General features: G+C 47.9%; 19 protein-coding genes. 11 read left to right on the plus strand and 8 right to left on the minus strand.

Features of this window, described 5'->3' with window-relative positions:
• Nucleotides 1–101: 101 nt before the first annotated feature.
• From Q7Q81_RS08830 to Q7Q81_RS08855, 6 genes are all read right to left on the minus strand, one after another.
• Nucleotides 102–1,049: a dipeptidase gene (locus tag Q7Q81_RS08830; protein WP_304275409.1), complete on the minus strand. Its 948-nt coding sequence runs from the start codon at nt 1,047–1,049 to the stop codon at nt 102–104.
• 108 nt (nt 1,050–1,157) lie between these two features.
• A complete protein-coding gene (dcuC, locus tag Q7Q81_RS08835) occupies nt 1,158–2,528 on the minus strand; it encodes a C4-dicarboxylate transporter DcuC (RefSeq protein WP_299823296.1) in 1,371 nt (456 codons plus the stop codon).
• A gap of 154 nt (nt 2,529–2,682) precedes the next feature.
• Nucleotides 2,683–3,489, minus strand: a complete 807-nt coding sequence (locus Q7Q81_RS08840) for a sirohydrochlorin cobaltochelatase (RefSeq protein ID WP_293722526.1) — start codon at nt 3,487–3,489, stop codon at nt 2,683–2,685.
• Between the two features lie 111 nt (nt 3,490–3,600).
• Complete coding sequence (locus Q7Q81_RS08845; RefSeq protein ID WP_304275411.1) at nt 3,601–4,593, minus strand: sirohydrochlorin cobaltochelatase; 993 nt, start codon at nt 4,591–4,593, stop codon at nt 3,601–3,603.
• A gap of 178 nt (nt 4,594–4,771) precedes the next feature.
• Nucleotides 4,772–5,428, minus strand: a complete 657-nt coding sequence (locus Q7Q81_RS08850) for a hypothetical protein (RefSeq protein ID WP_304275413.1) — start codon at nt 5,426–5,428, stop codon at nt 4,772–4,774.
• Nucleotides 5,429–5,456: 28 nt separating this feature from the next.
• Nucleotides 5,457–5,816, minus strand: a complete 360-nt coding sequence (locus tag Q7Q81_RS08855) for a metal-dependent transcriptional regulator (protein ID WP_366914991.1) — start codon at nt 5,814–5,816, stop codon at nt 5,457–5,459.
• A gap of 177 nt (nt 5,817–5,993) precedes the next feature.
• Here Q7Q81_RS08855 and Q7Q81_RS08860 point away from each other — a divergent pair, with 177 nt between their 5' ends.
• The 7 genes from Q7Q81_RS08860 (at nt 5,994) to Q7Q81_RS08890 (ending at nt 14,870) form a co-directional block, all read left to right on the plus strand.
• Complete coding sequence (locus tag Q7Q81_RS08860; RefSeq protein WP_304275416.1) at nt 5,994–7,079, plus strand: FkbM family methyltransferase; 1,086 nt, start codon at nt 5,994–5,996, stop codon at nt 7,077–7,079.
• Nucleotides 7,080–7,307: 228 nt separating this feature from the next.
• A complete protein-coding gene (locus Q7Q81_RS08865; RefSeq protein WP_210685341.1) occupies nt 7,308–8,345 on the plus strand; it encodes an ABC transporter substrate-binding protein in 1,038 nt (345 codons plus the stop codon).
• A 135-nt stretch (nt 8,346–8,480) separates the two neighbouring features.
• Nucleotides 8,481–10,148, plus strand: coding sequence for an ABC transporter permease (locus tag Q7Q81_RS08870; protein WP_304275419.1), 1,668 nt, complete (start codon nt 8,481–8,483; stop codon nt 10,146–10,148).
• Nucleotides 10,149–10,165: 17 nt separating this feature from the next.
• Entirely contained in the window at nt 10,166–11,212 is a 1,047-nt protein-coding gene (locus Q7Q81_RS08875) for an ABC transporter ATP-binding protein (protein WP_304275421.1), read from the plus strand.
• A 206-nt stretch (nt 11,213–11,418) separates the two neighbouring features.
• Nucleotides 11,419–12,126: a TrmB family transcriptional regulator gene (locus Q7Q81_RS08880; RefSeq protein ID WP_304275423.1), complete on the plus strand. Its 708-nt coding sequence runs from the start codon at nt 11,419–11,421 to the stop codon at nt 12,124–12,126.
• Complete coding sequence (locus Q7Q81_RS08885; protein WP_210685345.1) at nt 12,119–13,408, plus strand: diaminopimelate decarboxylase family protein; 1,290 nt, start codon at nt 12,119–12,121, stop codon at nt 13,406–13,408. The genes Q7Q81_RS08880 and Q7Q81_RS08885 overlap by 8 nt, the downstream gene beginning before the upstream one ends.
• Before the next feature lie 202 nt (nt 13,409–13,610).
• Nucleotides 13,611–14,870, plus strand: coding sequence for an L-cysteine desulfidase family protein (locus Q7Q81_RS08890; protein WP_303707209.1), 1,260 nt, complete (start codon nt 13,611–13,613; stop codon nt 14,868–14,870).
• 64 nt (nt 14,871–14,934) lie between these two features.
• On the opposite strand, the gene Q7Q81_RS08895 is transcribed toward Q7Q81_RS08890, so the two are convergent.
• On the minus strand, nt 14,935–16,494 hold the full coding sequence (locus Q7Q81_RS08895; RefSeq protein ID WP_304275425.1) for a ClC family H(+)/Cl(-) exchange transporter: 1,560 nt from the start codon (nt 16,492–16,494) through the stop codon (nt 14,935–14,937).
• Between the two features lie 118 nt (nt 16,495–16,612).
• The gene (locus Q7Q81_RS08900) at nt 16,613–17,614 is read right to left on the minus strand and encodes a bile acid:sodium symporter family protein (RefSeq protein ID WP_293694306.1); all 1,002 of its coding nucleotides are present in this window, start codon (nt 17,612–17,614) and stop codon (nt 16,613–16,615) included.
• A 212-nt stretch (nt 17,615–17,826) separates the two neighbouring features.
• Between Q7Q81_RS08900 and Q7Q81_RS08905 the strand changes: the two genes are divergently transcribed.
• The 4 genes from Q7Q81_RS08905 (at nt 17,827) to Q7Q81_RS08920 (ending at nt 22,907) form a co-directional block, all read left to right on the plus strand.
• Nucleotides 17,827–18,444, plus strand: a complete 618-nt coding sequence (locus tag Q7Q81_RS08905; protein WP_021719762.1) for a YigZ family protein — start codon at nt 17,827–17,829, stop codon at nt 18,442–18,444.
• A 167-nt stretch (nt 18,445–18,611) separates the two neighbouring features.
• Nucleotides 18,612–19,964, plus strand: coding sequence for a replicative DNA helicase (dnaB, locus tag Q7Q81_RS08910; protein WP_246869452.1), 1,353 nt, complete (start codon nt 18,612–18,614; stop codon nt 19,962–19,964).
• Nucleotides 19,965–20,302: 338 nt separating this feature from the next.
• Entirely contained in the window at nt 20,303–21,595 is a 1,293-nt protein-coding gene (gene purB / locus Q7Q81_RS08915) for an adenylosuccinate lyase (protein WP_021719764.1), read from the plus strand.
• A 22-nt stretch (nt 21,596–21,617) separates the two neighbouring features.
• On the plus strand, nt 21,618–22,907 hold the full coding sequence (locus tag Q7Q81_RS08920; protein ID WP_293392218.1) for an adenylosuccinate synthase: 1,290 nt from the start codon (nt 21,618–21,620) through the stop codon (nt 22,905–22,907).

The raw sequence follows: 22,907 nt of genomic DNA on the forward strand, positions 1-22,907 counted from the left end.
AACAGATTCTAAATTCTGCTGCGTAATAAAAGTCTAACTTTTTGGGGTCACTACAATTTGCTTAGCGAGGTATGGCTTTTCTGTTGCTTTAAGCGTTGCCTTTACAGAACCTTTTGCAGCAGATTCAGTACGTTTTTATGGGTGATTTTTTCAACAGTGCTTGCACTGTATTTTTTAGAGAGATATTCATAAACCGCGCTGTAATCCTGAACGCCGTGAAGGTTGTAGGGCGGATGGCTGATGCCGTCAAAGTCACTGCCGAATCCGATATGGTCATCATTGCCCATGAGGTTCAGCATATAGTCGATGTGACGGTAAATGCTTTCGATGCAGGCATCGTTGTAATCATGTTCCAGGAACTGGCCGGCAAAGGTAACACCAATCAGGCCGTCATTTTCTTTAATTGCCAAAATCTGCTTGTCATCCAGGTTACGCGGATGCGGGCAGAGAGCTTTGGCGTTGGAGTGAGTAGCGATAATAGGCTTGCTGCTGGCTTCGATAACATCCCAGAAGCCTGCGGGTGCGATGTGGGAAACGTCAACCAGCATACCGAGCTTGTTCATTTCGGCAACTACTTGGCGGCCGAAAACGGTGAGACCGCCGCCGCTGCTTTCTTCGTTGACACCATCAGCGATATCGTTGCGGTTGCTCCAGGTGAGTGTCATAGCGCGCACGCCTAAGGCGTAGAGGCAACGCAGTGCTTCCAGACTGCCGTCGATAGCGCCGCCCTCTTCAATGGCGAGCAAAGTTGCAGCCTTGTGGTTGAGCACATCGGCAGCATCCTCTTTCGTGAGCACCTGCAGCACGTCGATACCTTCTGCGTGAAGCTTCTTTACTTCCTGCAGGTATTTGTCCAGCAGCTGCAGGGTGTAGCGCAGGCCGCCGTAATAACGGAATTCGTGTGTGGGTACGAAGATAGCACAGAATTGCAGACCGCCGCCGAGAGCGATTTGACGCTGAATGTCAAAATGCTGGTCATTTGCATAAAGGCTGGTGCCTTTCTTATATAATTCGGTTAGGGTGTCGCAGTGACAATCACAGATAAACATAGAGAAAACTCCTTTCAGAATTTATTAAACCCCCGCGTTTCCCGAACGTGGAACAGCGGGGGTTATAATACTGTAATTTTTTACTTAACAGTTAAAGGTACTTGCTTCTTACCAGCCGGTGTAGTAGTAGAAGAAGGTCATACCGATGGTAACAATCATAGCGCCTGCCATGGGGATTGCGGTGCGTTTTACCAGATCAAAGGAGGAAACGCCGCCCATGCCGGAGGATACTACGATAACTGCGGTAATCGGGGAGCAGTTACGCATGATAGAAGCTGCGAAGTGCATCGGCAGCAGCATCAGTACCGGGTGCAGACCACTGTGGGCTGCAACTGCCGGAGTGAGTGCGGCAAATGCGAAGAAGGGAGCGTTACCGCTGCCCATAACAATTGCGGATACAGCGATAATTGCTACCATAACCAGCATCATAGCCATCGGGCCGAAGCCTAAGTTTTTACTGCCGTCGATAAGAGTGGTGATAGCACCCATGGATACGAGGCCCTTAGCAAAGGTCTGACCTGCTACAACCAGGGTAATAACGTTAGCCATTTGCATGCCTAAGCCATCGAAGAAGGTCTGAATATCGCCCAGAACCTTATGGCCGTCACGCCAACGGGCGTATTCGCAAATAACACCGATAGTCAGGCCGATAAACATAGCCATAACGATATTCATCTTAATAGTGGTAATCCAGAGAGAGCTGAAGGAAAGAATCAATGCCAGAGGAATTACCGGCAGGATAGCGTACCACATCGGTGCATTATCTGCTTCTTCTTCAATTTTTTCAACTTGCATCGGCTGCACGATATGGCCGTCGCGTTTATCCATATATTTCTGAGTCAGGTAATGCAGAACGCCTACAACTACAAAGGCTACAGCAACGATAGGAACCTGATAATGGCTCCAGTAAACTACAGGGTCAACGCCTGCGGTTTCGGCGGAGAGGATGGTACCGGTATCACTGGGGCTCCAGTCGAAGCAGAGAGTGGTTGCTACAGCAGCGGTTGCGGACAGACGGCTTACGCCTAAGCCTAACAGGATGGGGAACATGGTTACCATCAGCAGCATTGCCAGGCCGGAGGCACTGTTGATGCACAGGCCTATGAGCATGCCGATAATCCAGGTGCCGCTCATTACCAGATAGGGGGATTTTAAAGCCATCAACGGTTTGATGGTTAAACGTACTAAAGAGCGGGAAGCGCCGATTTTATCCATATATTTAGCAAAAGCGCCTACAGACATAATGTTCAGGCCAAGTTTGCCGACGTTAGAGCTGAAGGTTGCGCGGATAAATTCAAAGGCATCGAAAATTACGGAGCCTGTTGTTGCTTTAGCTCCTAAAATCTGGCTGTAACCCAGCATAGCAGCGATATACATCATGATAATACCGCCCATGAAGAGCACGGGCTGTGGCTTGTACTTTTTGTAAATCAAATAGCCAACCCAAAACGTTATAATTGCAGAAATAACAATACCCAATTTTCATCATCCCTTTCTCTTATGAATTTATTTTACAAAAATTTAGGCAATTCCATTATAGCATAACTTTGTTGCATTAAGCAATAAAAAAACCTGCAATATTCCCCGCGAAGGGGACAGAATGCAGGTTTTTTTAGTTAATTATTAATAAATGTCAATCTTCTAAAGACAAAACGCGTAAAACATGTTGGATATAAATAGCCTGAATAGCTTTGGAACGGCCAAGACCGCACAGATGACCGGTTGTTTTGATGCCTAAAGCTTCAATCTGAGTCTTCCAACTGTCTTCCTCGTCGCTGTACATATCGTTGTTGGCGTGATCACCGGCAACAACCATCAGGGGATACATATGTACATGCTTGTATTTGCGCTCCTGCAGCTTTTCGAGAACCGCTTCAAAATTAGGAGTATCCTCTTCTTCTACGGTTCCTACAATAACAGGGAATTTCATAGAATCAAAGATTTCCTGCAGCTTAACATAGGTATAGCCATGTGCTTTGTTATTGTTGCGCGGAGTACCGTGGCCCATCAGGACTACACCTTCGCCTGGCGCTAAGGGAGGAACCTGAACGGCAATAGCTGCCGCTGCCAGCTTATAGTCCTCCTCGTTAACGATGAGAGGCTGGCTGATAATAATTTTTTGGAATTTAGCGGTAAATTTATCCTTGAGGCTGAGAATCTTCTGTTCGAATTCTTCGCCGTGCAGCAGATGTGTCGGCTGTAACACTACCTCTTCGTAGCCTGCGTCTGCCAACTTTTGCAGCACTGTTTCCGTATCGTCGATTTTAATACCGCGTTCAGCCAGACGTTTGCGGATAATTACGGAGGTAAAGGCACGGTACTGGTCATAGGCAGGGAAGGCTGCGGCCAAGGCCTGCTCAATGCCGCCGATATCGTGGGTTCTGGTTTCGTCGAAGGTGGAGCCGAAGCTGATAACCACCAGAGCTTTTTTGCTATCCATTTATAGCACCTCTTCTTCCTGAATTAAATTATATTATAAAAATACTCTCCGCCCTGAAAAGCGGACGGAGAGTAAAAAGGTGTGAAAGAAATGAATTACTTGTTAATTAAATTATTTAGCTTCCAGAGCATCCCAAGAATCGTTTGCTCTTTCAACAAACAGTTTTTGTACTGCTGCGTTTTCGCCCAGGCCGTGGATATAGGTGTTAACCTTGAAGCCTTCTGCTTCCAGTTGAGATTTAAAGGAATCAGGCTCGTCACCAGCCATATCGTTATTAGCATGGTCGCCTGCAACCATCATCAGAGGCATCAGAGTTACGTTCTTAATGCCTTTAGCTTTCAGTTGCGGAGTAACGGTGTCCAGATGCGGCCAGCCTTCTACGGAGAAGATGTAAGCGTTGGTGTAGCCAAGCTCATTCAGACGGTCTTGCATTACTGCATAGTAAGCATTGGACGGATGCGGAGTACCATGAGCCATGATCAGAACAGCATCTTTTTTGCCGAGTTTCGGGAATTGAGTAGAAACTGCTTTCATGGTTTCGGTAATATCGTCAGCTTGGCCTTCCTGACCTTGCCAGTACATCAGCGGAGTACCGAAGGTCATTTTCTTGAAGTCGTTTTTGTGCAGGTTATAAACTGCATCTTTGTATGCATATTCCATGCCCGGAATAATATCCAGAGAGGTCAGAGCAACACGGGTGTAACCTTCAGCTTTCAGTTGAGCCAGAGCTTGTTCAGGTGTCGGGATGGTGAGACCTTCATGAGCTTTGATACGGTCAATAATAATATGAGAGGTGAAAGCGGTAACTACTTTTACACCGGGATGAGCAGCTTTAATAGCGTCTACAGTTGCTTCAATAGTTTTAGCACGGCTGTCTTTAAAGGTGGTACCGAAGCTCATAACAACGATAGCGTCTTTGTCAGGCAGGTTTGCCAGAGCAGGATTTACATTGGTTTTAACGCCGATTTGGGATGCCATAAGCAGAGCCGGGGTAGCGTCTTTAACTTCGTCGTTCAGTTGGTATGCGGCATGGCTGGTAGCAGCAAAGCCTAAGAGGGCAGCGCAAGTCATAGATGCAACAGCAAATTTTTTCAGACTTTTCATTTTGAAAACACTCCTTTTGAATTCATAATCATCAAAAATATGTAGAAGGTTGTTTTATAAACCTTACTTCTTTGTATTATATCACTTATAGTTGGTATGTCAACAAAAATAATAAGAATTGCTATTATGCAGTTGTGGCAAAAAAACAGACTGCTGTTATCAGCAGTCTGTTGCAGTATTATTTCCTGAAGATTTTTTTGAAGCAGTCCTTCAGAGAACGGTTAAGCATGCCGTCTGCTGGGTCGTTTTCGTATTCACGGTTGCGGCTGTCGCTGAAGGAGGCCACAAGCGTGCCGTCTTCCATATCATAGAAGTTATAAATCAGGCTTAGCTGCGCATAAGGATGAAAGCTTTCCGGTACCCAGCGCTGCCGGATAACATCCTCCGTCCAGTAGTGGATCTTGCCGTCTTTGTCATAATAGTAATGTCTTTCCTGAGTAGTGTAATCCTCAAAATGACCGGGAACGGCAACTACACTGTAGCCGCAATGATTAACGATAATGCGCATTTCCAAATCTCGGGGGGCCAAGGCTTTACGGCCGGTATTATTATCATTGTGATACTCAGGCAGCGGCTTTTGCGTTTCATCTGTAGCAATCAGTTTTTGTTTGCCGGCAGCCTGCAAAACAGCGGCAAGTACTTTGGTTTCGGCATTTTCGTCCGATTTGAAATAGCGTGCGGGCTTTCCTTCCAGATTATCAATCTTGGTGATATGAATTTCTTTGACTGTACGCAGATTGTAATCAGGATGCTTATAGGGCTGATTTGCGGAGCAGGAAATGCTGACGCAGAGCAGCATAATGAATGTAAGCAGGGAAAAGACTGATTTTTTCATAGCGGACCTCTTGAAAACTTATAGCAAATTAATCCTTCAGCATGCCCTTAATGCCTGCAAAGGTTTCCGGGCTGATAATATGCTCGATGCGGCAGGCATCCTTTTCCGCAATTTCCTCGTCCACGCCCAAAATCTCGTTGATAAAACGGGTGAGGGTTACATGACGGTCGTAGACGGCAGCGGCTTTTTTCTGACCGTCCTTGGTAAGCAGGATGCGTCCGTCCGGCTCCATAATAATGTAGTTATCACGTTTGAGAATGCTCATAGCGCGGCTGACGCTGGCTTTTGTGAAATTCATTTCTTCCGCAATGTCGATAGAACGTACGCTGCCATTGCGTTTTGTCAGAACTAAGATAGTTTCCAAGTAATTTTCTCCGGATTCCAACAGTGACATTTTTATAACCTCCATCAGTATTAGATGTAACATTTCGATTACTCTTATTTTAACACATTTAGTTCTTAACGTCACTAGCTAAGATAGTGTATAATAAAAATCGAACAAAATAGTCAAATGGGTAAGCTATAGCTATCTGAAATAGAGGATTAGACGGAAAGAGGTAGTGCTATGTTAAATTTTATGCAGGAAAAATTAAGTGTCTGGGAGCTTTTGCGACGGACGGAAAAACCGATAGTGCTTTATGGTATGGGTAACGGTGCGGATAAGATTATTGATTGGTGCGAAGAAAACGGTGTGCGGGTGCAGGGCGTGTTTGCCAGTGACGAGTTCGTCCGCGGTCAGCAGTTTCGTGGCTTTATGGTAGAACGCTATGATGTGCTGCGTGCGCGTTTGGGCAATGACCTTTTGGTTGTCATTGCCTTTGCCAGCGAAAGACCGGAGGTGCTGGAGCGTTTTGCACAGCTGGCTGCCGAGCAGGAGGTGGTGGCGCCGCATCTGCCGCTTTTTGACGAAGAAGAAACTGTAAATGCATCCTGGCTGCAGCTTTACGAAGAACAGCTGACACAGGTTTATGACAGGCTGGCGGATGAACAGTCGCGCAGAGTTTTTGCCGCTACGCTTAACTATAAACTTAGCGGCAAGATAAGCTATCTTTTTGACTGTGAAACGCAGCGTGAGGAGGATATCAGAACGTTGCTTGCGCCGACGGCTAACGAGGTATATATGGATCTTGGTGCCTATAACGGTGATACCATACAGGAGCTGGGACGTCTGACTGACTGGCAATGGCGCGAGGTGCTGGCGGTAGAGCCGGACCGCCGTAACTGCCGTAAGCTGCGCCTGCTGGCCGATGAGCTGGCGGCGAAGGGACTGAACGCCGAGGTGCATGAGGCAGGCATCTGGAGCGAGCAGGGTGAGCTGGGCTTTAGCGACAGCGGTGGCAGACAGTCTACGTTTATCGGTGCCGAAAAGAAAACCGTGCCGGTGACGACGATTGATACTGTAGCGGCGGGACGCCCGGTGACGATGATTAAGATGGATGTCGAGGGAGCGGAGGTGCAGGCTGTTGCCGGTGGCAGGCAGACTATTGGCAAATGTAAGCCGAAGCTGTTTGTGGCAGCCTATCATTATGATGTTGATTTATTCCGTCTGCCGCTGCTTTTATGGGAGCTGGTGCCGGAGTATAAGATTTATTTACGTAAGCATCCTTATGTCCCAGCATGGGAATTGAACTTTATTTGTATCGGACAATGATGGGACGATAAATGTCCACATAGGACAAAAAACGTCAAATGTAATATGGTGGTGGAATGTCCGTTTTATAAATGTCAAAGTGACACAAAAAGTTAAATATTTGCAAAATTAATGTAAAGTGTAAGCAGGTAAAAAACGGCCTGCAGCGAATTTATCAAATATGGGTGTAGAATGGAACACGCTAAAATATAATTTTCAACGACGATGCAAAAAAAGGAGTGTATGTGAATGAAAAAATCTAAATGGATGCTTGGCGCAGCTGCAATGCTGGCTTTATCTGTAGCTTTGGCTGGCTGCGGCGGCGGTGACAAAAAGGCTGATAACAAGGCTGGCGGTGTTAAAGGTGATTTGATGGTTTATACCTCTATTTATCCTGACATCATCGACAATATGTGCAAACCTAACGTTGCTAAGGCTTTTCCGGATATGAAGGTTAACTGGTTCCAAGGCGGTACCGAAAAAGTTATCACCAAGATTACCGGCGAAATCAAAGCTAAAAAAATTGCTGCAGACGTTCTGATGGTTGCGGATCCGTCCTACTATCTGAAGCTCAATGAGCAAGGCTTGCTGTTACCTTATAAATCCAAAGAAGATGCTAATGTTATCAGCGATAAAGCTGCTGACGGCTCTTGGTATGCAGTTCGTGTTTGCAACATGATTATTGCTTACAATGGCAACAAGCTGAAACCGGAAGAAGCTCCGAAAAACTGGACTGATCTGACCGATCCGAAATGGAAAGGCAAAATCGCTATGCCTAACCCGATGCTGTCCGGTACTGCTTATGTAGCAGTTGGCGCTCTGGCTGACAAATATGGCTGGGAATACTTCGACAAGCTGAAAGCTAACGGCCTGCGCGTTGAAGAAGGCAACTCCGCTATTCAGAACAAGCTGCTGACCGGCGAATATGCTGCAGCTATGATTCTGGAAGAAAACATCCTGAAGCTGGCTAACACCAAGAAAGAGCCGCTGAAAGTTATTTATCCGACTGATGGCGTTATCAACATTCCTTCCCCGATTGCAATCTTCAAGGATACCAAGAATCCTGATGGTGCAAAGGCTTTGGTTGACTGGTGGCTGTCCAAAGAAGGTCAGCAGGCAGTTGTTAAGGGCTGGATGCACTCCGTTCGTGGCGACGTAAAAGCTCCTACCGGTGCTGAAGATACTAAGAAACTGGTTGAAGGCAGAATTAAAGTTGACTGGCAGAAGCTGGCTAACAACAATGCTCAAATCAAAGAAGAATTCCGTAAGAGAGTTATGGATAAATAATGCGTTGCTAAATTAAATTATAGCGGAAACAGGGAGACCTTTCAGGCCATCCCTGTTTTCTGCTCAATAAAGAGGGGCCGAAAGCTTGCTTTTGGTGTTGCTCTGAGGTATCAAAAAAGGAGAAAGAAGCGTTCTATGTCAAGAATAAACAGTAAATTTATTGTTATCGCTATCTCCGTGCTGTTGCTTTTATACTTTGTTATCTTCCCGATGGGAATTCTGCTGTATGACAGCATCATGCTGGATGGCGCAATTAACTTGGAAAACTATCGCAATGTATATAGCCAGGATGTCAACTGGCGTGCGTTGACGAATACAATCGAGCTGTCTTTGGGCGTTATGATTGTCAGTGTGCTGATTACCTTCCCGCTGGCCTGGCTGGTTGGCCGTACTGATATGCCCGGCAAAAAAATCTACCGTACTCTGCTGGTATCCAGCTACATGATTCCGCCGTATGTAGGCGCTATTGCCTGGGTACAGCTGCTGAACCCCAGTGTAGGTTATCTGAACGAGATTCTTAAATTTGTCTTTGGTTTGGAAACAGCACCCTTTGACATTTATACTATGGCCGGCTTAGGCTGGGTACTGACTCTGTTCTACTCTCCCTTTGCTTTCATCACCATTTCCCGTGCTATGGAGAAAATGGATCCGACTCTGGAGGAGGCTGCGCGTGTCAGCGGCGCTTCTCCGATGCGTACCGTTTTTGACGTAACCCTGCCGCTGATGGCTCCGTCTATCTTGGCAGGCGGCCTGCTGGTATTTATTGCTGCCGGCAGCTGCTTCGGTATTCCTGCTATCGTAGGTATGCCGGGCAACATTGAAGTAATGACCACGCGTATCGTAACCTATATTTACATGGGCGATACTGCGGGCGTACGTGATGCTACAGCTCTGGCTGCGTCCCTGATGTTCCTTGCTAACATCCTGCTGTTCGGTATGACCTGGATGGTTGGCAAAAAGGATTACACCACTATCAGCGGTAAGAGCACCCGTCCGAACATCGTTGAGCTGGGCAAATGGAAATGGCCCTGCTTCTGCCTGGTTGGCGCTTACAGCATGATTTCCATTATCATTCCGCTGGGTTCCATCGTGCTTACCAGCTTGATTATCACCCTGTCCAAGCCGATTGGTCTGGACAACCTGGGCTTTGATGCCTGGATTCCTGTTATCACCAGCTCCCAGTACATGGAAAGCGTTTGGAACTCTGTTATTTACGCTGTTATTGCTGCCTGCATCGGCACACTTATTTCTATCTTTATTGCATATCTTGCAGTTAAAACCAGAATCAAAGGCCGCAGCCTGCCGGATTTGCTGGTAGTTATCGGTGGCAGTACCCCGTCCATCGTTATTGCGTTGGCTTTGATTATTACCTTCAGCGGTAATTTTGGTTTGAACCTGTATTCCACGATGTGGATTATGGTAGTTGCTTATCTGGTAAAATACATGACGATGTCGGTGCGTACCATCGCCGCTTCGCTGAGCCAGGTGCACATCTCTCTGGAGGAGGCTGCACTGAATTCCGGCGCCAGCTGGCTGCGCTGCTGCAAGGATATCATCATGCCGCTTATTGCACCGTCTATAGTTGCCGGCTGGTTCCTGATTTTCATGCCGTCCTTCTACGAGCTGACTATGTCCTTGCTCCTGTACGGCAGTGATACCAAGACCATCGGCGTATTGCTGTATGAACTGCAGACCTATGCAGATACGCAGAACGCTTCTGTGCTTTCTGTAATCATTCTGCTGATTGTTTTGATTGGTAACCTGATTCTGAATAAGGTTTCCAAGGGTAACGTAGGTATTTAATTAAAGGAGTGTAATAAATGGCTGAGGTAAGAATTGAGCATGTATTTAAACGTTTCGGCGCTGTAACTGCCGTAAACGATTTTGATTTAGTTGTAAAGGATGGCGAATTTGTTTCCATCCTCGGTCCTTCCGGTTGCGGTAAAACCACTACCCTGCGCATGATTGCAGGCTTTGAACGTGCTACCGAAGGTGAAATTTATATCGGTGACCACTGCGTAAGCTCCTCTATTAAAGGCAACTTCGCTCCGCCTGAAAAACGTGACATCGGTATGGTATTCCAATCCTATGCTGTTTGGCCGCATATGACTGTTGCCGAAAACGTAGGCTATCCGTTGAAAATTCAAAAGGTAGATAAAAAGGAACGCGAAGAACGCGTACAGAAGATGCTGGAGCTGGTTCATCTGGGTGAATACAGCAAGCGTTATCCGCATCAGCTGTCCGGCGGTCAGCAACAGCGTGTAGCTTTGGCGCGTGCCCTGGTAGCACAGCCCGGACTGCTGCTTTTGGATGAGCCTTTGTCTAACCTTGATGCTAAGCTGCGTGAATCCATGCGCTTTGAAATCCTTGCTATTCAAAAAGAACTGGGCATTACTGTTGTATACGTAACTCATGATCAGGGCGAAGCAATGGCAATGAGCGACCGCGTAGTTGTTATGAGTGCCGGCGTTGTACAGCAAATCGGCGCACCGCACGAAATTTATACCAAGCCTGCCAACAAAATGGTTGCGGACTTCATCGGTCTGGTTAACTTTATTGATGGCGAGGTTAAGGGTGACAGAGTATTCATTAAGGGAAGCAATGTTTCCTTCCCGAATACTGCTAAGGTTACCGGCGATGCTACCATTGCGGTACGTCCTGAGAATATTACCATGTCCCTCAGCGGCGGTCAGATGGAAGGCCAGGTAACTCACCGCTTCTACCTGGGTGATGCAGTTGACTATCGTGTAAACGTTCACGGCCATGACATCCGCGTTATCGTTAAGGGTGCAGACATTGATGCGATTCCTGACGGTTCCAAGGTATATCTGGACTTTGACAGAGTAATGGTTTTCGACAGAAACTAAGCTGAAAATACAAGACGGAGATAACGGATTAAATTACTGTTATCTCCGTCTTTTTTTGTGTAAAAAAACATAAAAAACGGTGGTTAGCTATTGACAACCGGTTTCAATCGTAGTATAGTGTTCTTAAAAAGGAACAACAATATAAATTTACGCACAAAGCGCATAAAAGTTCCGTCGCAAAAGCCGAAGAGCTAAATGAGGGTTTTATGAATTTAATTGAAGGTCTTACTAATTTTAACTTAACAAAGCAGGAAGCAACGCTGTATGTGCTGCTGCTGAAGTCCGGTCAGATGACCGGCTACGAAGCAGCCAAGCAGACCGGCATTTCGCGCTCCAACACCTATACTGCGCTGGCAGGACTGGTGGATAAGGGAGCAGCGTATGTGTTGGAGGAGGGCAAGGTAACGCGCTATACTCCGGTACCTGCTGCTGAGTTTTGCAGCAACAAAATCAGCTGTCTGGAGGAGATAAAAAAAGATATACTCCAGCAGCTGCCAGTGCTGAACAATGATCCTGAGGGGTATATCACCATTAAGGGTGCGCAAGAGATTATAAATAAACTGCGCAATACCGTGCGTCAGGCACAGGTAAGAATTTATCTGTCGGCTAACAGCAGAATGCTGGAGCTGCTGCTGCCGGAGCTGCAGGCTGCTTTGCAGCGGGGCTTGAAGGTAGTAGTTATCGGCGATAAAAGCTTTTCTTTGCCGGGAGCAATCTGCTACGGAACAAATAAGCAAAGCGAGCAGATTCGTCTGATTGCCGATTCACACACCGTTTTGACAGGGGATTTACAGAATGATGAGGATTCAACCTGTTTGTATTCCTGCAAACGCAATTTAGTTGATTTATTTAAGGAAGCGCTGCAGAATGAAATTGCGCTGATTAAATTACAGAAAGGTGATATAAATGTCTAAGAAAATTCCTTTTGTTACTAAAGAACAGTTAGAAAAAATCGTTTCCCAATATCCTACTCCGTTCCATCTGTATGATGAGGCCGGCATCCGTCGTACCGCGCGTTTGGTGAACAAGGCTTTTTCCTGGAATAAGGGCTTTAAAGAATATTTCGCAGTAAAGGCTACTCCTAACCCCTATCTGCTGCAGATTTTGCGCGAAGAGGGCTGCGGTGCCGACTGTTCCTCCTATACTGAGCTGCAGATGAGCGATGCCGTAGGCTTTAAGGAGAGCGAGATAATGTTCTCCTCCAATGCAACTCCGGCAGAGGACTTTAAATTGGCTCGTAAATTGAATGTAACCATCAATCTGGATGATATTACTCATATTGACTTTTTGGAGAAGGTTGCCGATATTCCGGAAACCGTCTGCTGCCGTTACAATCCCGGCGGACATTTTGCCATTGCCAACAACATTATGGATAACCCCGGCGATGCAAAATACGGTATGACTCATGAGCAGATTATTGAGGCTTATAAAATCCTCAAGAGCAAGGGCGTAAAGAATTTCGGTATTCATGCCTTCCTGGCTTCTAATACCGTTACCAACGAATACTATCCGGAGCTGGCACGTATTCTGTTCGAACTGGCAGTTGAGCTGAAGGAAAAAACCGGCGCGCATATCTCCTTTATCAACCTCAGCGGCGGTATCGGTATTGCCTACAAGCCTGAGCAGCAGGATAACGATGTACTGGCAATCGGCGAAGGCGTGCGCAAGGTGTTTGAAGAGGTGCTTGTACCTGCAGGCATGGGCGATGTTAAGCTGTTCACCGAGCTTGGCCGTTACATGCTGGCACCGAATGGTGCTCTGGTAACTACCGCTATCCACCAAAAGCATATCTACAAAGAATATATCGGTTGTGATGCCTGCGCTGCTAACCTGATGCGTCCCGCTATTTATGGTTCCTATCATCATATTACTGTTATGGGCAAGGAAAACGCTCCCTGCGACCATAAGTATGACGTAACCGGTGGCCTGTGCGAAAACAACGATAAATTTGCCGTAGACAGAATGCTGCCTGAAATTAATATCGGCGATCTGCTCTTTATTCATGATGCCGGCGCACATGGCTTCTCCATGGGCTATAACTATAACGGCAAGCTGCGTAGTGCAGAGCTGCTGCTGCAGGAGGACGGCAGTGTTAAAATGATTCGCCGTGCGGAAACCCCGGCAGATTATTTTGCTACCTTCGATTTCGGGGAGTACGGACCGAAGCTGGCAGAAGAAGCAAAAATTAAAATGTAAAAAACAACGCTTAGTGACGTTGTTTCACGAGGACTGAGGCCTGAGGGCTTCAGTCCTTTATTATTGTGTGATATAAGCACTTGCCTGAAAGCTGCTTTTGATTTAAAATATATAGTGAATTGTCGGAAGCTTTAGGCAATAATGCTTCCGAAAAAATTATCAGGCTGTTAGGAAATGCAGCCGAATTTTGGAGGATGTGCTTATGCAAAATAAATATGCTGTTTATGAGGAGGCGCTGGCGGAGGAGCTTATTCCCGCCATGGGCTGTACCGAGCCTATCGCCATTGCTTACTGTGCTGCTGTGTGCCGCGAGCAATTAGGAGCCTTCCCGGAGGATATTGAAATCTGGGTTAGCCGTAATATTATCAAAAACGTTAAGAGCGTTGTTGTACCTAACACCAACAAGATGAAGGGCATCGAAGTTGCCTGCGCTGCCGGTGTTGTTGCCGCTCATTCCGAGCGTCAGCTGGAGGTTCTGGCTTATATCAACCAAGAGGAAAAGGCTGAAATTAAAGCTTTGGCTGAATCCGGCAAGATTAATATCCACGTTTCCGAGGAACCGGATATTTTCTATATCCGTATTTTCCTGGCAGCCGGCGGCAATAATGCCGAGGTAACTATCCGTACGGACCACACTAATGTTACCTGCATCAAGAAAAACGGTGTTACTGTTTTGGAAAAACCGATTGTTCCTGCTGAAGAAGAGGCTAAGAGCCTGTGGAGAATCGAGGACGTTCTGGATGCGGCCCGCAATATGCCGTTAGATAATGTTAAACATCTGCTGCAACGTCAGATTGATTTCAATATGGCCATTTCCAAAGAAGGCCTGACTAATGATTACGGTGCCAGCATCGGCAAAATTTTGCTGCGCCGTGACCCCGACAGCCTGCGTATTCGCGCACGTGCCAGCGCTGCTGCAGGCAGTGACGCGCGTATGAACGGCTGCGAGCTTCCGGTAGTAATTACCTCCGGCAGCGGCAACCAGGGTATCACCGCTTCCGTTCCTGTTGTTGTTTATGCACATGCATTGGCTGCAGGCGAAGAAAAAATGCTGCGCGCAGTACTGCTGAGCGACCTGGTTACCATCTACCTGAAGCAGGGTATCGGCAAGCTGTCCGCTTACTGCGGTGCTATCAGTGCCGGCTGCGGTGCAGGTGCGGCAATCGCTTTCCTGTATGACTGCACTGATGACCAGATTGAGCATGCTGTAGAAAATGCTCTGGCTATCAACAGCGGTATTATCTGCGACGGTGCTAAATCCTCCTGCGCAGCTAAAATTGCTATGGCTGTTGAAGGCGGTTTGATGGGCGTTGATATGTCCGTGGCAGAGCGTAACTTTGCCGGCGGTGACGGCATTGTCCAAAATACTGCCGATGAAACTATTGCTGCAGTTGGTAAAATTGCCAGCCAGGGCATGGTAGAAACCGATAAAGAAATTATTGATGTAATGCTTGGCCTGTAATCAAGGCAAAGACAAGAGAGTCTGCTATTTTAGCAGACTCTCTGTTTTTATGTATGGTATATAATTATTCTTCTACCATTTTCGTCAGCTCTTCTACATGCTCTGTAGCTGTGAGAACATAAATGAAATCGCCGCTGAGCAGGCGAGTGTCACCTGCCGGGATGAGCTGTGATTCACCGCGCTTGACGTCTACTAAGAGGGTATTGGGAGGCCAGGGAATATCCTTGATAAGCTTGCCGCTGACACTGCTGCCGCTGCAAACTGCCAGCTCGATAACATTGCGCTGCTCCAGTACAGCCGGCTCCGGTGCTTTTTTGTGCAGCATGCGCTGCATCAGCTCTTCGTAGATGGGCTTGCTGTGGCACAGCTCCGCAATGACGAAGGCTACCATGGCAGCAATTGCCAGCGAAAGCAGCTGTTGGTAGCTGGCGGTCATTTCCATTATCAGCACGGTGCCTGTGATAGGCGCGCGTACGGAAGAAGCGAAGAGTGCAGCCATGGCAACTACCATAATATTTGTGGCATATGCAGGCTCAATCCAGCCAAGCATAATCAGAATCTGAGCGCAGATACTGCCGCATAGAGCACCGATAACGAGCATCGGCAGGAAGAAACCGCCGGGAACGCCGCAGCCGTAACTGATGAGCGTAAAAATCAGCTTGCCTGCAAGAAAAAGCAGCAAAAGCTGCAAGGATACAGGTGCTTTGGCCAAATGGTTAATCAGCTCGTTGCCGCCGCCCAAAACCTCGGGCAGAAAGTAGCCTAAAATGCCGGCGCAGATAAGGGCAAAGGCAATTTTCTCTACCGGACGCTTGAAGCAGGGCAGGCTGTAAAAGCGGCCGATGTTCAGCAGTCCCCAGTTAAAAATGACACCTGCCAGACCGCTGGCGAGAGCAACTAAAATGACGATGCCGTAATAGCTGATGGGAAGCAGCTGTAAGTCGGGGATATCAAAAATTGTCGCACGGCCGAAGATGGCGCGTGAAATAATAGTTGCGGTAAAGGCTGCAGCCATGGAAGGCAGCAGAACCATGATGGAAAAATTGCGGTGCAGCTCTTCCAAAGCAAAGATTACACCGGCGAGCGGAGCGTTGAAGGCTGCTGCCAGACCGGCGCTGGCACCGCTGGTCAGCAGATAGCGTTCCTCCATGCGGGTGCGTCCCATGAGGCGGCTGACGCCCTGCGCAGCTACTGCGCCCAGCTGGATGGAAGGGCCTTCGCGTCCCAGGGAAAGACCGGCGCCGATGCCTATAATGCCGGCGGTGAGCTTAACCCAGAGAATGTGCAGCCAGCGCATTTTCATCAGGCCTAAAATTGCTCCCTTAACCTGCGGAATGCCGCTGCCTGCCGCCATAGGCTCGATGCAGTTGAGCTTGTGCAGGATGAAGGCGATGGCGATGAGCACGGCGAACCAGCAGGCGTTGATGCTCCAGTCGCTCACCCATAGGCGGTTATAGAGCACTCCGCGCAGGTACTCCATCTCCGAGAGGGCGAAGCGGAAGAAGCTGATGACTATACCGGCGAAGATACCGGTGAGGATACCCTCCGCAAACAGGCGCAGGCGGAAGCGGTGCATGTCGCTGAGCGAACGGTAGGTTTTGAATTTTTGTTCTTTATCGTCCATAAATATAACTCTTTTCTTCGAATTTTTGTAACTAATATTATAGCACAAAAATAACCTTACGGCGTAGCACTGAAGTACTAGCCATAAGGTTATTAATAATTTTCAAGCCGATATAATTTTAAGCCTTGGCAGGTTCTGCTTCTGCAGCTTCTTCCTTAGCGTAATCCGGATCAAATTTCGGATTCAGGTAGTTTTGGTAAGCCCACGCAAGGAGTGCACCGGAAATATTGTGCCATGCAGAGAAAACTGCACCGGGAACGGTTGCGGCAGGCAGAGCAGCGAAGTGTGCTTTTGCCAGACCGGTTGCCAAACCGGAGTTTTGCATACCAACCTCGATGGAAAGGGCAACAGCCTTTTTCCAGCTGAGGCCGGTGAAGCGGGCGATGGCAAAGCCGAGAGCGTAACCGCAGCAGTTATGCAGAATAACTACCAGCAGAATCAGGCCGGGAGCCTTCAGAATCAGGTCGCGGCTGGCGCCGATAACACCGGCGATAATCAGAGAAATTGCAATGGAGGATACAGCCGGCAGATAGTCTGTTGCTGCTTCGGCCAGCTTGGGCAGGAAGGATTTAACAGCCAAACCTAAGCAGATAGGCAGAATAACGATTTGTACGATGCTCCAGAACATACCGACCGGGTCAAAGTTAATCTTTTCACCGATAATCATGTAGGTGATGAACGGAGTCAGAATCGGAGAAAGTACAGTGGAAACACTGGTCATGGTTACGGAAAGTGCAACGTCGCCCTTGGACATAAAGGTGATTACGTTGGAGGAGGTACCGCCGGGGCAGGTGCCTACCAGTACAACACCGGTAGTCAGTGCCGGGTCCAGATTAAAGGCAACGGACAGCAGGTATGCCAGAAAGGGCATTACGAAATACTGTGCGCAACAGCCGATGAGAATATCGAGCGGGCGTTTGAGTACCAGTGCGAAGTCCTTCAGGTTCAGGGTGGTGCCCATGCCGAACATTACAATGCCGAGCATGCAGCTCAGGACGCTGATGCCGTGCACCTTGCCTAATACCCACAAAAAGTTCTGCGGCATTGTGAGGCCGAGAACCAGAAAAACGATGGCGATGATGCCAAAGAATTTGCCGATTAAAGCACAAAATTGTTTCATTATGAAATTACCTCTTTCCCTTAATAAAAAAATAATAATTTTAGAGAGTAGCGGCAATGCTCTCTCCTTTGTCTGTAATGTCCACTATTATAACAAAGACAGAAGAGGAAATAAAGAGTTTGCTGTAAAAAACGGTAAAAAATTTTAAAAACAGCAGAATTGTGTTATAATGTTAATATAAATTGCGAAAAATACGGACGGAGGTACGCTACTTGTATACTATAAGCAGAGATTACCGCAAAGAAATTGTGATTGAAAAATCACGTTTTATCTGCTCGCTGAAAAAGGTGCATAGCGAAGCAGAGGCCCAGGAATTTATTAAGGCCGTAAAAAAAGAGTTCTGGGATGCAACGCACAACTGCTCCGCCTATATCGTGGATGATCTGGCACAGCGCTCCAGTGACGATGGCGAGCCGAGCGGTACTGCCGGCATTCCTATGCTGGAGGTGCTGCGTAAGAACGGACTGACGGAAACAGCAGCCGTGGTGACACGTTACTTCGGAGGCATTAAGCTGGGTGCAGGCGGACTTGTGCGCGCTTACAGCGGCAGTGTGGCAGGCGCAGTGAAGGAAGCGGGACTGGCGCAGAAGATTTTGCTGGGCTATTACAGCTTTTTGTATGATGTGAACAGTGTCGGACGCATTCTGAACGTGCTTTATCAGCAGCAGCTTTTTGAGATTGCTGATGTGCAGTACGACCTGCGCGCCAAGGTTATCCTGAAGATGCGCGCGGAGCAGAAGGCTGAGGCCGAGGCTTGGCTGACAGAGAACCTCAATCAGCAGATAGAGCTGGAGCAGGAGGGCACAGAGTTCGCTGAGGTGGCGCTGTAGCTTTTAATAGGAAAAACTATACGAACAATCTCCCTTAGGCTATTGCTTGCGGGAGGTTGTTTTTGTTTTAGCATTGATACTGTTCAAATAAAAAGCTTTCAGCTTTGTAGCAAATAATGTATAATAATATGAATGAAAAGATTACTGACAGGAGGTAGAAGCGAGTGATTGAAGAAAGAGTGCCACCGCAAAATATAGAAGCGGAGCAGGCTGTGCTTGGCGCGATGCTTATTGATAAAGAAGCTATTGCCAAGGCGACCGAAGTGCTGTCGGCGGATGATTTTTACCGCGAAGCGCATCGCGTTATCTTTAGTGCGATGCTGGAGCTTTATAATAAAAATGAAGCAGTAGATATGGTTACTGTTACGGAAATCCTCAAGCGTGACAATAAGCTGGAGGACATCGGCGGCATTGCCTACATCACCAGTCTGGCGAATGTGGTGCTGACGGCGGCCAACGTTAAATACCATGCGGATATTGTTGCCGAAAAATCGGTTCTGCGTCAGCTTGTGCGCGTTTCTACCGAAATTGCGGCTATGGGCTATGAGGCCAATGAGGATGTTGGTACGCTGCTGGATACTGCGGAAAGCCGCATTTTGGAGATTTCCAACCGCAAGAAAAAGACGGATTTTACAGCAATTAACGACGTATTGATGGACAGCGTGCAGAGCATCGAAAGTCTGCTGCAGAACAAGGGCGGTCTTACAGGTCTGCCGGCAGGCTTTGCGGATTTGGACAAGCTGACGAGCGGTCTGCATCCTTCCGATTTTATTATTCTGGCAGCGCGTCCTTCCATGGGTAAAACTGCGCTGGCGCTGAACATTGTGCAGAACGTAGCGCTGCGTGCGCACAAGGTTATCGGCGGCGAACCGCGCAGTGTAGCCTTCTTCAGCCTGGAAATGAGCAAGGAGCAGCTGGTTAACCGTATGCTGTGCGCCGAAGCGGGCATCGACAGCCAGCGGCTGCGCGTAGGCGAGATGCATGACGAGGACTGGACGCACCTTTGGGATGCCTGCGATACGATGAGCCGTGCGAAAATCTATATTGATGATACGGCGGGCATTACGGCGATGGATATGCGCAGCCGTGCGCGCCGCCTGAAGGCAGAGCATGGGCTGGATTTGATTGTAGTCGATTACCTGCAGCTGATGCAGGGCAGCGGCAAGCGCAATTATTCCGGCGACCGTCAGCAGGAGGTTTCGGAAATTTCCCGCTCACTGAAGGCCTTGGCGCGTGAGCTGGATGTGCCGGTGCTGGCGCTGTCACAGCTGAGCCGTAGCGTTGAATCGCGTCAGGTTAAACGTCCTATGCTCAGTGACCTGCGTGAATCAGGTTCTCTGGAGCAGGATGCGGATATCGTAGCATTCCTGTACCGCGAGGATTACTACAATCCGGAAACGGAAAACAAGCACACCGAGCTGATTATTGCTAAGCATCGTAACGGTCCGGTAGATACCGTTAATCTGTTCTTCCAAAAGCAGTTCACCAAGTTTGTCGGCTTTACGAAGCGCGAAAGCTGAGCATAAAATACAGCGATATAATAAAAGTCCCGGGATTTTAACATCTCGGGACTTTTTAAGTATTGCATGGAGCATTGCCTGATGGGGGTTAAAAGCGTGAAAATTGTTCTCTTGGCAAAAGATTTTTTCTGATAAGTGTAAAAAAGCTTACAAGGAAGCTGCGAAGAAAAACCGAATATTTTACCTAAAATCAACAAAAAATGTTCATAAAGCTTGCGATAAGACGCGGAAAATGATATGATATTTATGCAACAAAGTGTAGTGAAGAATCTGAAGGTAATATCTGTGGCTTTCAGATGTTTTTTCATGAATAAAATTGTCTTGGGAGGCATACAAAAATGATTGATCGTTATACTCATCCTGAAATGGGTAATATCTGGACACTCGAAAATGAATTCCGTACCATGCTGAAGGTAGAAATTCTGGCTTGCGAGGCTATGAACAAACTGGGCATTGTGCCTGACGAAGCGCTGAAGGATATTCAGACGAAGGCTGACTTCCGTCTGGACCGCATTAAGGAAATTGAAGCAGTTACCAACCATGATGTTATTGCTTTCCTGACTAATGTGGCTGAGTATGTTGGCGATGCGTCCAAATATATTCATAAAGGCCTTACCTCCAGTGACGTAAAGGATACCGCACTGTGCTACATGACCGTACAATCCGCAGACCTGATTATGCGTCATCTGGTAAACTTCCATGAAATTCTGCGCCGTCGTGCCGCTGAATTCAAATATACCGTTATGATCGGCCGTACTCACGGCATCCACGCAGAACCGATGACCTTCGGTATGAAATTCCTGCTGTGGTCCGCTGAAATCGAGCGTAACATTGAACGTCTGAAACAAGCGCGTGAAATGATGGCAGTCGGCAAGCTGTCCGGTGCTGTAGGCACTTACTCCAACATCGATCCGTTTGTAGAAAAATATGTCTGCGAAAAGCTGGAGCTCACTCCGGTACGCCTGGCAACCCAGGTTATCCAACGTGACCGTCATGCACATTTCATGACTACTCTGGCAATCATCGGTTCCTCTCTGGATAAGATGGCAACCGAAATCCGTAACCTGCAACGTACCGATATCCGTGAAGCTGAAGAATATTTTGCACCCGGTCAAAAGGGTTCTTCCGCTATGCCGCATAAACGTAATCCTATCACCTGTGAAAAGGTTTCCGGTATGGCTCGCCTGCTGCGCGGCTATGCAGTAGCAGCTCTGGAGGATGTAACCCTGTGGCATGAACGCGATATCTCCCATTCTTCCGTAGAGCGCGTTATTCTGCCGGACGCAACTATTGCTCTGGACCATATGCTGCGTAAATTCTCCAACATCATCGACAAGCTGCTGGTATATCCTGATGCAATGATTGCCAACATGAACAAAACCGGCGGCCTGATTTTCAGCCAAAACCTGCTGATTGCTCTGGTTACCAAAGGTGTACTGCGTGAGGACGCTTACAAATGGGTACAACGCAACGCTATGGCACGTTGGCTGCAAGGCGCTGACTTCAAGACCAACGTTGAAGCTGACCCGGATATCAAAAAATATCTGACCGACGAAGAGGTTGAGCATTGCTTCGATCCGAAACCGATGCTGCGCCACGTTGACGAGATTTTTGCTAGATTTGGTTTATAATTTTGATAAGGAGTGACTGCTAATGTCATCTGTTGTAGTTTTAGGCGCCCAATGGGGCGATGAGGGTAAAGGTAAAATTGTTGACTATTTGGCGCAAAAGGCTGACGCTGTAGTTCGTTACAGCGGCGGCTCCAATGCAGGCCATACCGTTGTAGTTAACAACATTAATTATAAGCTGCGTCTGCTGCCCTCCGGCGTACTGTTCAATGATAAGACTAACGTTCTGGGCAACGGCGTTGTAATCAACCCCGGCGTTGTGCTGGCTGAAATCGCCGGCATGAAGGAAAAGGGCATTGATTGCAGCAATCTGGTTATTTCTGACCGTGCACACGTTGTTCTGCCGTATCATCAACGTCTTGATGAGCTGCAGGAGGAAGCACTGGGCAATCACAAAATCGGCACCACCAAAGGTGGCATCGGCCCCTGCTACATGGATAAGGTTGCTCGTGTAGGCATCCGTATCTGCGATTTGATGGAGCCCGAAACCTTTGCTGATAAGCTGAAGGTTAATCTGGAAGCAAAAAATGCTATTATCACCAAAATTTACGGTGCAGAACCGTTTGACTATGATACCGTACTGAAGGAATATCTGGCTTATGCAGAAGAGCTGCGTCCGTACGTTGCCGATACCGGCGTTGTTATGGATGAGCTGTTCAGTGCCGGCAAAAACGTTCTGTTTGAAGGCGCACAGGCTACCTTCCTCGATATCGACCATGGTACCTATCCGTATGTTACCAGCTCCAACCCGACTGCAGGTAATGCCTGCACCGGCAGTGGCGTAGGTCCCCGCTTCATCGACCATGTTGTCGGCGTAGTTAAGGCTTATACCACCCGCGTTGGTGAAGGCCCCTTCATCACCGAGCTGCTGGATACCGATGGCCCCGGCAACCAAATCCGCGAAACCGGCCATGAATACGGCACCGTAACCGGTCGCCCGCGTCGCTGCGGCTGGCTGGATGCTTTCATGTTGCGTTACAGCGCACGCCTGAACAGCCTGGATTATCTGGCAATTACCCGTCTGGACATCCTCGACCAAATGCCGAAGATTAAAATGTGCGTTGGCTACAAGATTGGCGATGAGGTTCTCAAACGCATTCCTGCAAGCCTGAACGTTCTGGCTAAGGTTGAGCCGATTTTCGAAGAGTTCGACGGCTGGATGACCGACATCAGCGGCATCCGCAACTATGACGAGCTGCCGGAAAACGCTAAAAAATATCTGGCTAAAATCAGCGAGGTATCCGGTGTTGAGCTGGGTATTATCTCCGTTGGTCCTAACCGCGAGCAGACTATCGTTCTGAAAGAGCTGCTGTAA

Source organism: Phascolarctobacterium succinatutens, assembly GCF_958453765.1.
Taxonomy (GTDB): domain Bacteria; phylum Bacillota; class Negativicutes; order Acidaminococcales; family Acidaminococcaceae; genus Phascolarctobacterium_A; species Phascolarctobacterium_A succinatutens_B.